This window comes from Candidatus Hydrogenedentota bacterium (genome assembly GCA_019695095.1).
Lineage (GTDB): Bacteria > Hydrogenedentota > Hydrogenedentia > Hydrogenedentales > SLHB01 > JAIBAQ01.
The window spans coordinates 1-12,729 of sequence record JAIBAQ010000168.1 but is presented as its reverse complement, the minus strand read 5'-3'; the positions used below and the strand labels follow the sequence as shown (position 1 = coordinate 12,729).

The window sequence follows — 12,729 nt, the reverse complement described above, 5'->3', positions numbered from 1 at the left end:
CAACCCACGCATCCAATCATGAAGGGAATGCCCGCGAGTTTCGAGGTCTACGACGAGATCTATCAGCACACGAATTGGAGCCGCGCGGTTACCGACGTGCTCGCCAGTCTCGATGTGACCAGCGTCGATCTGAATGCCAAGGGGGTGAAGCGGGCAGACAAAGATTTTGGGATTGCGTGGGCGCATCGCTACGGCAATGGCCGCGTCTACGTGAACGTCCTCGGACATACCAAGGAAGTCTGGGACGACGTCCATTTCGAGCGCATGATGGTTCAAGGCATTCACTGGACGCTGGGAGAACTGCCGCTCGACCTTCCCGACAACGCGCGTACCGGCCCCAAGTAGACTCACTTCCGTTTCGGCTACGCCGCGTCAGGCAAAGTCGGGTCTCGCTAGCTTCATGCCTGCGAGTCCCCCCGCTCGAACTTTGCCGCTTCCCCGGTGTCTTATCCGGCAGACGACACATGGCACGTACGCCGGAGGAGATGGTGAAATGAAACAGAAACTGGTGATTCTGTCGATTTTGGGCTGCCTTGCCCTGTTGGCGGTGCACTGCGACCGCTCAGCCCGTCCCAAATACGCGGCGCCGGGGGTGCAAATGACCGACGCCCCAATACAGGCGGAAGCAGGGAACACGAAACTCGCATTCAAAGCTCCCGCGGAAGCTGACCAGAAACTCGCACCTGCGCGCAGCGAAATGCCTGCAGCCGATGCGTCTGCGGGCGCTCCGGCATCCGCAGCGTCAGCGGCGCCTGGGCCCGCGCCCATGCCTGCGATGCCCACGGGAGGTGTGGACCGCTATCTCATCAAGAACGCCACCGTATTGGTTGAAGTGAGCGACGCGCGCGACGCCAACACGAAACTGCTCGCGGCCGTTCAGACCGTCGGGGGGTATGTCGGGGACTACCGCGAAATCATGGACAACCTCGGCAGACGCTCGATCATGGTTCAGATTCGCGTGCCCGCCAATCGCTTCGACGAGTCCATGGGACAGCTTGACGCGCTTGGCAAAGTGCTGAACAAACAAGTCACCACGCAAGACGTGACCGAGGAATTCGTCGACACCGACGCGCGTTCGCGTAACCTCAAAGCGACCGAGGCGCGCCTGCTCGATCATTTGAACCGCGCGGGTAAACTGGAGGACATCCTTCGCATCGAGCAGGAAGTGACCCGCGTGCGAGAAGAGATTGAACGGCTCGACGGCCGCTTGCGCTTCCTGAACGACCGCGTCCAGTACTCCACGATTCAGATCACGCTGCAGGAAGCCCCCAAGGCCGAACCGGTCGTGCCAGCCGCTACGTTCAGCACGGCCAAGGTGCTCTCCGAAGCCGTGCGCTCCCTGGTCGAGCTTGGGCAGTCGCTCTGGGTCCGTGTGATCTGGTGGGCCGTATGGAGCGTGGTATGGGTTCCCTGCGCCGTGGCCGTGTGGCTGGTCTACCGCCGGTTACGCAAGGTCTTCAAACCGATCAGCTAGAGAGCACAATTGCTACGCAGCATACCAACGCCCGGGTTCGCCCCGGGCGTTGTGCTGAATGCCGTGAGATGACGCGCCATTTGTCCTTGTTGTCATCCCGAGCGGGGGACCGCGCGAGCGCGGGTTTCAGTGGTAGAAACAGAAGCCAAATGGACAGCATTTCTTCTTGAGTGCCGTAGGCACGGCAGACTCCAGCCTGGGGTGAGATTCGCGGCAACGACGCGAATCGTAACCCCAGGTATCAGTCCCCACCCAACGTGAGCCCTGTAAGGGCGAAAGTAACTTACACGGTCCGTTTCTTAGGAGTCCCCCGGCGGGGGAAGCATCTCGTGCCAGAATGAGCTGTTCTTAAGCCAGATCCCTCGTCCGCCGCATGGGGACTCGGGATGACATTAAGGTTGGGGGGGAGATGTGTTTGGTGATTGGGCATTGCGGCGCGGGGGGGGGCGCGAAGAGCGCAGGCAGGATGCCTGCGACACATTTTGGGCCGGGGGCGGCTGCGCCACAGGGAAGGCTTCGTTCGGCGGAGCCGGCAGAGGGGAGACCTTACGGTCGCGAAGAGTGGCTGGGTCAGGAGACCCCGCCACAACGCAGACACATCATTTGTCCTCAGTGTCATCCTGAGCGAGGGACCGCGCGTGCGCGGGTTTTCGTGGTAGAAACAACGGGCAGGGAGTCGGCCCTGACTCGGCATCGGACAACATGTGCTCTCGTTCACTACTCACACCGTCTGTTCCTCCTGCGCGCCGCACGGCGCAAAACATAACAGCCTGGGGCAGAGTCCTCCGAAGGAGGACGACGCCCCAGGTCAGCAACCCACCCTAACGGCCGCTCTGAAGGAGCACCACATGCAAGAGGCGCGGGTTGTTTCTTAGGAGTCCGCCTCCGGCGGACGAAGGATCTGGCTTAAACTGGACATCCAGTAGCGCCGCGATCGCCGAGCGCGGCGTGGCGTACACCGTGGGTTACGGGTAACGTGCAACATGAGGTGAACCGGTGCATCATCGCCAATGCGGCGCTGGCGACATCGAGGTCGGTCTACTTATTCTCGCGGAGAAACGCCACCGCTTTGTCGCAATGATCGGTAAAAAGGCCGTCTACGCCGTACGTCACGTAGAACTGCTTAAGCTCATCCGTGAACGACGCGTATTTCGAAGAGACTTGGTCGGCGCGAAATGTATAGGGATGAACGGCCAGCCCGAGATCGTGCGCCTGTTTCACCAGATCGGGATCCTTCTCGATGCACACTCGGTCCGGGCCAATTCCGTTGGCAAACGTCGCAACGTATTTCAATCCTTCTTGAGTAATGAGTGGCGCGGACTCTTTCTCGTTGCTCACCAGCATGATCAGCGGCAATTCCGATTTGAGTTCCTTGCGTATGCGTTCCAACGGTTCCGGCTCAAAGCACTGAATGAACACTTTCGCGTCCTTCCCGACGTAGCCATACTGCGTCAGAATCGCCAACGCGGCTTCTTCCATCGGCAATCCGTTCTTCGCGTGCCAGCCAGGGTTCTTCAGTTCAGGATAGATCCCTGCCTCGCGCCCCGTGGTCTGATTCAGGCCCTGAACCAACTCGATCATTTCCGCGAAGGTGGGCACTTCGAAATGCGATTTCCCCTGCGGGAACCGGTTCTTCAGCCGTTCGTGCACCGACAATCGCTTGATCTCTTCCAACGTGAAATCCGCCGCATACCACTGGCCGTCTTCGCGCTTGCGATCGGGATACACCTCTTCTACATTCGTTGTCGCTTGTAGATGGATGTCGTGCATGCACACAAACACCTTGTCTTTGGTGAGCACGAGATCCGGCTCGATGTAGGTCGCGCCCATCGCGTGCGCCATCGCGTACGATTCGAGCGTATGTTCCGGCACATAGCCGCTCGCGCCGCGATGCGCAATGACAATCTTCGAATCCTCTGCCCATGCCACGCTCGCGAGCGCGGCCACGGCGATCGTTAACCCAAACATCACGCGACGTACCGGCATGGATGATGACTCCCTGTGTTGTCGAACGTATCGGTTCGGACGCAAACACCGCGCCCGGTTTCGTCTTCCAGCAAACGTGTCGGTCTGATGTTAGCTCATCGTCAACCGGCGCGCGACTCGGAACGTCACGTCGCGTACACGCGGTCAATCGTCTGCAGAATATCGGATTCAAGCGCAATGCGCGGCACGGCCGGCGCGCCACAGGCTGATTCGATTGCATTCAGCGCATCGAAATCGAGCGGGTCCGCCATCGCCAACACCACACTTCCGCTTTCGTAACGCAACGGGATGCAACGCCGCTCCTGCGCCATCGTCGAGGAGACTCTCCGCGCGACCTCGGTATCGATCTGCTCTTTCGCCAGCGATATCACGGGGATCTGCATCTGTTCCGAAACCGCTTGCACCAGTTCGGATTCGTCGATTAGGCCCATTTCAATCAAGATTGCTCCGAGTGGGCCCGGCGCATCGCGATGTTTTGCCAATGCACGTTCCAACTGCCCATTCGTGATCGCGCCCGCTTCGACCAGCAGCTCTCCAAGCGGTTTGGCTGTCCTTGCGAGCGTGCGCCTCCTTATGGCCACCGTCGGCGCGTCGGCATCGAAGTCCGAGGGTATTGCCGCCGCCATGCCCGAAGACAGAGCCACTCCGGCGCAGCGGTGTGCGACGCGCGCGAAATCCGCAAGAAACTCGCGGCATCCTGCGTGCCGGTTCGACGGTTCTTTGTCGAGCGCTTTCAGCAGCACGCGGTTTATCGCCTCGTGGCAATTGGAAATCGGCAAGGGAGCCTTGTCCTGAATCTGTTGCGCAATCGATCCCCGGTAGAAGGGAGGCGTTCCGTTCAGCATTTGGTAGATTGTCGTTGCGAGGCTGTACAGGTCGCTCCGCTCGTCGATGGGTTTGCCGCGAAATTGCTCGGGGCTCATGTACATAAGCGTACCGCTGGTCACGGCATCCTGCTTGTCGCCTTGCGCCTCGCGAATGCGCTGCGCGATGCCAAAGTCCGCCAGCCTCACGGAACCGCCCGGCCCCAGCAAGATGTTTGCGGGTTTCACATCGCGATGTAGCACGCCTTGCGCATGCGCGTACGCCAACGCGGCGCAAATTTGCTCGATCCACGGAATGACTTCGGGCAACTCGTAGGCGCGCATTCGTTCTTTCATGCGTTGCGCCAGGTTTGCCCCGGGCACGTACTCCATCGTGATGAACCGGTCTCCGTGCGCATCCCAAAACGAATGGATGGCCACGATGTTGGGGTGCCGAAGTCGCCGTGTCAGCAACACCTCGCGTTTCAGATCGGCGATGGCGCGCCGGTCGTCCGCAAACGACGGCGCCAATACCTTGCACGCAACCAGCTCGTCGTGGAGCTGCGTGTCCTTTGCCAGCCACACCGCGCCGACGGCGCCCAGTCCCAATTGACGAACCAGCGCAAACCGTCCGCCAAGGTTATAGCCTGCCTTAAGCGATTGCTCCGAGTGATTGCTATCGGTGTCGATGCGGTCCGTCATGGTTCCAGTCTATCTCGTTCGGACACGGACAAGACGCCCCCTTTGGCCCCTTGTTTCAAGAACAGAGAGCATCTTGTCATGATTGCCGAAATTGCGCAATACGGACAAGAGCGCGCGCTATTTCTTGATGGGCTCCAGGACGATGTTCCGGAACTCGATTGGCGTGCCTTCGCTTTGCAGTCCGATATAGCCTTTGCTGACACTGAGGTCCGTGGCGACGTTCTGGAGCAGGCCGTTGATGTAGAGCTTGACAGAATTCCCGTCGCATACGGCTTCGCAGGTGTTCCATTCGCCGAGCGGTTTCTCGTTGTGGGGGTGCATCTTGGGGGTGCGGCGGTCGTCTGCTTCTTGTTTTGCGCGTTCCTTGAACTGCACGCCGCCGATGGTCCAGAAATCCGCGGCATTTTCGCTCTGCAACTGGCCTTCGAGACTCTTCGGCCACACCTCATCTTTGTCTTGAATGTGCATCAGCAGGCCGTTGTTGCCGCCGCCTTCCGGCCACCGCCATTCGAACGTCAGCTTGTAGTTCTCGTACTTTTCCGTCGTGCGCATGTAGCCCGCAGGCGTTCCCGTGCAGTGGATGACGCCGTCGCGGACTTCCCACACGGTTTTCGTATCGACCTTTTCATCGGGGATGTAGAGTTTCCAACCCGTGAAGTCTTTGCCATTGAAGAGTGGTTTGGCATCATCGGCCGAGACGCAGGGCGCGAGTACAAGCAACGTTAACGCGACACATACGGTGAGCCTGAACATTGTCGGAACCTCCGTGGATTGTCGGTCTGACGAATTGGACTCGTTGGACTTGCAGCGGGTGCATAGTAGCGAAAGGGAGTGGACGCAGCAAGACCGCGCGGCAAAGCCGCAACCAAAAGACACTCAACCAAGGATGAAAACCGATGAACGGCGATAAGAGAGAGGATTATGCCCGAATGACTTCAAACCACGGGGGCACGGGAGGAATTCGTGAACATTACATGGACTCCTCAGTTGGCCGGACGAATGAGGAGAGCCAATCAGGGATACGTTGTGAGTTTCAGGTGGCCAGTGGTGAACACCTCACCGCGCTCATCGAACCCCGCGCCAGGTCAACGGAGATTTCGCCCGCCAGAGAGAGAGCGGGCGCTACTCAGCAATCCGCATTTGCGCGGTCTCCCGCTCAAAAGTGAGCAAGGAACCGGCATTCCTCTCCCGTAGGAGCGGCAAAACTTGCCGCTCCTACGCTCTATCTAGTGTCCTCGCCAATCGGTAATGCATTGTGTTCCAGGGGTTTATCGCAAACTGACGTGTGCGGCACAACGCTTGCTTCTTCCCCGGCGTACTCGTGTCGATTGGGGAGCGTCTCATGCTGGTAATGCCGGTAACATCCGATCAGGCCCGCGATAGCGTGGCGGCAGAACAACCGGTGCAGACCGCATCCACGGGCAACACGCAAGCCTTCGACGAATTGATGTCGTTCTTCTCGGAGAAGAAAGGCCTCGCTGCCGAGACCGCCCCCGAACCCAAGACGTACACCGTCCAGCGAGGCGACAACCTGTGGCAGATTTGCCGGAACCAGTTGGCTGCGGCAGGCAACAAGAATCCGTCGCGTTCGGAAGTCAACGCCCTCGTCAAGCAGATTGCCCAAGCCAGTGGTCTGAAGGATGCCAATGTCCTCAACGTAGGTCAAAAACTCACACTGACTACGCCCTCCCGGACTTCGCAGGAAACCGTTCCAATCACCGTGCCCGACCTGCGTCCGGTTCTGCCTCCCCCGCCGCCCCTCGTGCCCGCAAGCGACGACAAGCCGCTGGTCCGCACGACTGCCGCGGATTCGGAAAAAGCGGCGCCTGCTGCCGCGAAGGCGGATTCTGCCGCGGGCAAGCACGAGGCCAAGGCCGCGCCTGAGGTCCCGGACATCAAAGCGGCGATAGCGTCGCGTATCGACCCTGCGTTCCTGCGGCGGCGCGAGGAATTGCTCAAGGATCGTCTCTCTGCGGTTGCCAAGGACGGCGCCGCTTCTTCCAAGCCGGCGAGTACGAAGACGGTCGACGACGTAATCCGTGAGAGCGCCTCCGGGGTCGACGTAAAGAGCCTGATGCGCAGGAGGATCAGTCCCGAGTTCCTGCGAGGGAATTCGTCGCTGGGACAAGGCGGAACCGCGGCGCCCGTCGTAAAGACTGCTGCGACGCCAAGCGGGACGTCAGACATCACGATGATGATTCAATCGATTCTCGAACCGGGGTCGTTCACGTTGCCCGGCGAATCGAAGGGAACCTCGCCGTGGTCCGGGCTGCTGGAAGGCGGAGGCAAGTTGTCGTCGGGATACGGCATGCGCAAAGACCCGTTCACCGGTGACCCGCAATTCCATTTTGGCGTGGACATTGCCGCTGACACGGGAACCAAGATCTATCCCTATGAAACGGGAGTCGTGAAGTACAGCGGCTGGCTGCCGGGCACCGGAAAGGTCGTCATCGTGCAGCACGAAGGCGGGCTGGAAACGGTCTACGGGCACGCATCGGCGACACTGGTGAAACGGGGACAGGCCGTAACCAAGGATACCGTCATTGCGGAAGTGGGCTCGACCGGCCGATCGACGGGTCCGCATCTGCATTTCGAGGCTCGCAAGAATGGCCGGCCCATCGACCCTATGCCATTGCTGAACGGCGACTCACTCCACGTAGCCAAGACTCTTTAACGCATCGAAGTCTTGGTCATTGAGTTGCGCCTCGCTTGCCTCATTGCGCGGGGTGGCCTTGTCCCAGGCCGTAATGTGCTTCTGCAAATCTTCCACGCGGGTAGGTTCAAGTTTGGCCAGATTCTCAAGTTCCATGGCGTCTTTTTCCAGGCTGTAGAGTTCCGGCCCGGCGCCGCCGATGATGAGTTTCCAGCCTTCCTGAATCGCCGCCTGACGCATGGGCGGACGCCCTGCCATGACGGCCTTCGCGCCCGGAATTCGCGGCACGGCACCACCATACGTTTCCACGACGCGCGTGCGGTTCATCGCGGGAGGATTCTTGATCAAATCCGTTCCGAGCATGCCCTCCGCCGGACTCAAGCCAGCAAGACCCAGCAGTGTCACGCCGATGTCGATGCCTCTCGCAGGCACGGCGGTTCGTCCCGGTTCGATGCCTGGGCCGTGAACAATCAGAGGGATGTGCATTTCCGTTTGATAGACCCTGCGTCCGTGGCCAAGCATCTCGTGCTCATGCAGGCTTTCGCCGTGGTCGGCGACAAACAACACATACGCGTTTTCTTTGGGCAAGACTTCGAGTACGCGCGCAATCTGCGCGTCGGTGAAGGCCACTTCCGAATCGTACCGGGCGCGGGTCTGCTCGGTTTCGTTCAGCTTCCACAGCGGCCGCCCGACGGGATCGTACTTGTCGTGGAAGCGGTAGGGCGCGTGTGGATCGGAAAAATGGAACCACGCGAACAACGGCTTGGCGGCATCGCGCTTCTCCAGCAGCTCGATGGCGTGATCGGCTACTTCGTCGCCGTAGCGCTCCGCCTTCATGAACCCCCAACGCTTCGTGTTGAATCCGTCGTCGTACTCGTCGAACCCGCGATCCAATCCCGACAGTCTTCGCTTAAGCGTCCAATTGCTTTGCACGCAAATGGTTTGATAGCCCGCGGCCTTGAACAGCTCGGCGACTGTCGGCACGGCGGGGGGAAGACGAAGGCCGTTTCGTGAGGTGCCGTTCATGCGCGGGAAATGCGAGGTCATCATCGCGCCAAACGATGGCGACGTGAGGGGGACCTCCGCTAAGCAGTCCTCGAAAAGCAGCGCCTTCTTCGCGAACGCATCGAGATTCGGCGTGGTGTTCTTGTCGTAGCCGTAACATCCGAGACGGTCGGCGCGCAGGGTGTCAACCGAAATAAGATAGACATCCGGCGTGGCAAAGCACGCCGCCATTAACAAGGCGAGCATAATCGCGCGATCAGTTCTTCGGCTTAGCTTCCGCCGGAGCGGCGGCAGCAGCCGGGGCCTGACCCTCTGGCGGGTACTCGACGGACCAAATGCAGGTGGCAGACAGCGGCCCGGTCTCGCCCTTGCCGGTCTTAACCTGAATGGGTTCGTTCTTCGAATTGTACGCGCCGATTTCGAGGGTGAACTGACCCGGAGGCGCATTGAACGGCACGTCCGCGCGCAAGGTCCAGACACCGTCCAAGGCCTTCTCGTCCGGAGGATTGCCGTCGTCGCGGAGCTTGAACTTAATGCGCTGATCTTCCTTGACCACGGCGACCACGCGAGAAATGATCTTGTACTTGTCGACCACCTTCACCGTGATGATGGCGCTTTCGCCGGGTTTCAACGTGGCGGGGGTAATTTTTGCATCGTTCAACCGGGGTTGCCGGCCCATGGTGTTACAGCCCGTCGTCGCAACGACGAAGACCAAGAGGGCAATACCAACGATATGACGCTTCATTCCGGCGTATCTCCATGCAGTACCGAGGTTGCGGACAGCGTATCGCAGAGGTGGAAGGAGAGTCAAACACTTCGCGATTCGTCGTCCGAGACCATATGTTGTCGTAGACCAGCGAATATGGACCGCATAGTCTCCGAAGCCCACGGCCTCTATCTCCGAGTGCGACAGGGCGCGCCGCGGGCTTCAGCATGGATCGAAGGCACGGGCAAACCCGCCACCCGTACCACCGCCCGGTGCAGAAACCCTGCGCTATCGTCTGAATGAGCGAAGTGCCCTCCGCGGAAGTCAGTTAGCTGTCAGGTTCGGCTTGGACCACCGCAATTTGGCCGCGAAGACAGCCCCCTTCGCCCCGTACTTCTTGTAGACCTCGGGGAAGAACATGCCTTCGGCGTCGGTCACCCACGTCTCGTTTTCTGTAATGTTGCTGGCGCCGAAGTTGCCGTAGGTGGCGCCTCGGTTGGGCAGTAGTTCGCGCTCGGTGGCGCGAATGACGCAGAGCTTCTCTGGGTCAACCTGCGCAATAAAAAGTGGGGCACGGTGACGGAAGATGTCGTCGTTGTTTGCGCCACGCCGGGTGTAGGCCAGAAACAATCCGTCCGAATGCGTGACCCAATGCTGCTGCGTGTTGTAACTGCCGAGCTCGGAACCGTCATCGAAAGTCCAGGGAGTGATGGGCGCGAAGTGCAGTCCGTCGTCGCTGACGGTGGCATAGCCGCGCTGATCGTTGCGGATAGTGAGGTAATACTTGCCCCGGAATCGCGTAAGGCTGGGTTCGTCGAGACCGCGCGGCACATCGAGCGCGAGTTCGGTGCCATGCTCGCGATAGGATACCGTCGTGCCATCGAAGGCGCATCGCATCACCGTGGCGGACGAACACGCATTGGGGTCGTTCGATTGTTCCTTGTAGTAGATGGGAATCAGCAGCGAACCGTCATCCTCGACGAGCCATTGCGCACAACCCGCGCCTCCATTGTAGAACTTCTTCTTGTCGGGCATGTCGACGATGCGCCACGGCGTCCACGTGTCCGCGGCAGGGTCGTATACGGAAAACGGCGTCTCGCGGGAGCGCGACTCCTCCGCCAGCTTCCCTTCACGGTACCGCACGGTGTGGCCGATGAGCAGGAGCTTCTTCGTAGGCGCGTGCCAGCCGGGCGTCATGTCGCAGATTCCGACGACCATGCCATCGGGTTCGTGCCGCCAGTCGAGTTCGGGGCGCGGCTCGGGCGTGGTCCACGTCGCACCGAGGTCTGCCGATTTCATGACGTGAATCCCGGAATAGTAGTCGCTGCTGGAAAGAAAGTGTTTCTGCAGAGTCAGTACAACGAGGGGCATGCCATCTTTGCCCGCACCGGGAATGGCCGCGGCGCGCGGTTGAAACCAGCAGAATTCATTGTTAAAGGACTCGATCGGCGTAGTGAGTTCGATAGTGTAAGAGACGTTAGCTACGTCGGTTTGCGTAGCGGTCAGCAGAAGCAGCACGCAGGCCAGCATGATGAGGTCTCCGCGAGTTCAGGTGCGTATGTGGAGCAATCGTATTGTCAGAGTTATGGACAGGCAATGCAAACGAAAAACGCCAGGCGCGGAGGGCGTGCGCTACACGGAACGTTGACGTAGACACTCCGCCAGCGCGATTGCGGCGCTTACGGATGCGTTCAGCGAGGTTATGGGGCCCGAGAGCGGAATGCGCAGCCGGTAGTCGCAGCGTTCGCCGACAAGACGGCGGATGCCGCGTCCTTCGCTGCCGATCACAAAAACGATGCGCCCTTTGAGGTCGGCCTCCCACAGCAATTGCGGTGCCTCGGCGTCGAGGCCCGCAACCCAGAACCCCGCCTTCTTGAAGGCGTCGAGCGCGCGCGGGATGTTGGTGACCTGCACAAGATGGATGTATTCCATCGCTCCGGCGGCGCTCTTCACGGCGGCGGAAGTCAGCGGGGCGGCGCGGTCTTTGCCGAATACCACGGCGCACGCGCCACAAGCGGAGGCTGATCGCACGATGGCCCCGAGGTTGTGCGGGTCTTCCACTTCGTCCAGCACGACGACAATGGCATCGGCGGGAAGCGGGCTTCGCAGGAAGCTCTGTTCGTCCAAGACGGGCAGCGGGTCGGCTTCAAGGACCACGCCCTGATGCGTCCCGCCCTCGGCCAACCGATCGAGCATGCGCCGGTCGCAGACTTCCGTGGGAATTGAGCCCGCCGCGGCACGTATCGCCTCCAGCCCCTTGGCGTCGTTCAACAGAAAAAGCCTGCGCGCGACCCGCTTCTTCGCGCGCAGGCATTCCAACACGGGAATCCGTCCAACTACCCTATCCGGCACAATACAGCGCTCCGAAGAGAATCACATCGTGCCTATTTCGCCGAGTTCGTGCGTCTCGACGAGCTTGTCGATTCGTAACTGCAAGACATCGCGGGTTGGGACGCGGTCGTCGGTATTGTGGGCTTCCTGGTCGCGCAAATCCTGGAGGATTTTGACGCACTCCGCGTATTGCCCCTGTTTCTCGACGCATTTGGCCAGACGATAGTAATTGTAGAGGGCGTTCTTGCCCTGCGGGAATCTCCTGAGACACTCATTGAAAACTTCGCCGGCGCGCTGATAACGGAAAGTCTGCATAAGGAACCCGGCCAATCGCGAAAGGCCCGCCTCGTTCAACTCGTCTTGCTTGGGATCGGCTCCCACCTCGCCCTTCGTGAACTTGTTGTACATGTAGTTGACACCGGGGTCGGTGACCAGCCAGATGGCGGCAGCGACGACGATAATGATGATCGGCCATTTGAATCGACTCAGATCCATAGTTGTTTCTCCTAAAATCCTATAAGGCCTCGTACCTGAAAGACGATGTTGGATAAGACCGGAATCTCAAATACCGAACCCACAATTCCCAGGACCACGGCGATGACGGCGAGCGCCAACGCGAGATTGAATACTTTGCGCAAGGTTGCCACGAATCCCGCGCTCTTCTTCTGTTGCGCGTCCAACGCGCCAGCCCGTTGCGTGAACGTCTCATGCTTCTGCTTGCACTCCTGACTGCAGAACTGTCCCGTGGGGCCTTGGACTTTGCATGCGTTACAGAAGGGTTTCCCGCATTGCTTGCAGCGTCCCTCCGCTTCGACCCCGGGATGATTGAGACACACTGACCCGATCAATGCCATAGGCACGGCCTCCAATCGTTGTTTTGCCTTCTTTCTGCCACCGCGACAATTATACAACGAAGCGGCGATTTTCGCATATTCGCCGCGCCGCCTGAGTTCTTATTGTAAGTGCAACGAATAGGAAAAGGGACGAGTTTTAGCCCCTTGGAGGTTTTGAGGCAGGAAGGAGAATGAAAAGAAGGCATCGAATCCCCAGTTCGGTAGACTGATTTTGC

Annotated in this window: 12 protein-coding genes; 3 read left to right on the top strand and 9 right to left on the bottom strand. The window is 59.7% G+C overall.

From position 1 onward, the window contains the following. Both K1Y02_20570 and K1Y02_20565 read left to right on the top strand, forming a co-directional pair. Nucleotides 1–345 (top strand): ThuA domain-containing protein (locus K1Y02_20570; GenBank protein MBX7258768.1); only part of this gene is annotated, 345 nt, incomplete at its 5' end. 148 nt (nt 346–493) lie between these two features. Further along, a complete protein-coding gene (locus tag K1Y02_20565) occupies nt 494–1,474 on the top strand; it encodes a DUF4349 domain-containing protein (protein MBX7258767.1) in 981 nt (326 codons plus the stop codon). 1,038 nt (nt 1,475–2,512) lie between these two features. On the opposite strand, the gene glpQ is transcribed toward K1Y02_20565, so the two are convergent. From glpQ to K1Y02_20550, 3 genes are all read right to left on the bottom strand, one after another. Next, nucleotides 2,513–3,460 (bottom strand): glycerophosphodiester phosphodiesterase, encoded by a 948-nt coding sequence (gene glpQ / locus K1Y02_20560; protein ID MBX7258766.1) that lies wholly within the window; start codon nt 3,458–3,460, stop codon nt 2,513–2,515. A 125-nt stretch (nt 3,461–3,585) separates the two neighbouring features. Then, complete coding sequence (locus K1Y02_20555; GenBank protein MBX7258765.1) at nt 3,586–4,965, bottom strand: protein kinase; 1,380 nt, start codon at nt 4,963–4,965, stop codon at nt 3,586–3,588. A 117-nt stretch (nt 4,966–5,082) separates the two neighbouring features. Further along, the gene (locus K1Y02_20550) at nt 5,083–5,718 is read right to left on the bottom strand and encodes a DUF1080 domain-containing protein (GenBank protein MBX7258764.1); all 636 of its coding nucleotides are present in this window, start codon (nt 5,716–5,718) and stop codon (nt 5,083–5,085) included. 589 nt (nt 5,719–6,307) lie between these two features. Here K1Y02_20550 and K1Y02_20545 point away from each other — a divergent pair. Beyond that, nucleotides 6,308–7,639 carry a LysM peptidoglycan-binding domain-containing M23 family metallopeptidase gene (locus K1Y02_20545; GenBank protein MBX7258763.1) on the top strand — a complete coding sequence of 444 codons (1,332 nt, stop codon included), beginning with the start codon at nt 6,308–6,310 and terminating at the stop codon, nt 7,637–7,639. On the opposite strand, the gene K1Y02_20540 is transcribed toward K1Y02_20545, so the two are convergent. The 6 genes from K1Y02_20540 to K1Y02_20515 form a co-directional block, all read right to left on the bottom strand. Continuing rightward, on the bottom strand, nt 7,613–8,869 hold the full coding sequence (locus K1Y02_20540; protein MBX7258762.1) for a sulfatase: 1,257 nt from the start codon (nt 8,867–8,869) through the stop codon (nt 7,613–7,615). The two genes, K1Y02_20545 and K1Y02_20540, sit on opposite strands and share 27 nt — an antisense overlap. A gap of 10 nt (nt 8,870–8,879) precedes the next feature. Continuing rightward, entirely contained in the window at nt 8,880–9,368 is a 489-nt protein-coding gene (locus tag K1Y02_20535; GenBank protein ID MBX7258761.1) for a hypothetical protein, read from the bottom strand. Nucleotides 9,369–9,653: 285 nt separating this feature from the next. Continuing rightward, the gene (locus K1Y02_20530) at nt 9,654–10,859 is read right to left on the bottom strand and encodes a glycoside hydrolase (GenBank protein ID MBX7258760.1); all 1,206 of its coding nucleotides are present in this window, start codon (nt 10,857–10,859) and stop codon (nt 9,654–9,656) included. A gap of 102 nt (nt 10,860–10,961) precedes the next feature. Then, entirely contained in the window at nt 10,962–11,681 is a 720-nt protein-coding gene (gene rlmB, locus K1Y02_20525; protein MBX7258759.1) for a 23S rRNA (guanosine(2251)-2'-O)-methyltransferase RlmB, read from the bottom strand. Nucleotides 11,682–11,702: 21 nt separating this feature from the next. Next, nucleotides 11,703–12,155 (bottom strand): tetratricopeptide repeat protein, encoded by a 453-nt coding sequence (locus tag K1Y02_20520; GenBank protein MBX7258758.1) that lies wholly within the window; start codon nt 12,153–12,155, stop codon nt 11,703–11,705. An 11-nt stretch (nt 12,156–12,166) separates the two neighbouring features. Beyond that, nucleotides 12,167–12,514 (bottom strand): hypothetical protein, encoded by a 348-nt coding sequence (locus K1Y02_20515; protein ID MBX7258757.1) that lies wholly within the window; start codon nt 12,512–12,514, stop codon nt 12,167–12,169. Nucleotides 12,515–12,729 lie beyond the last annotated feature (215 nt).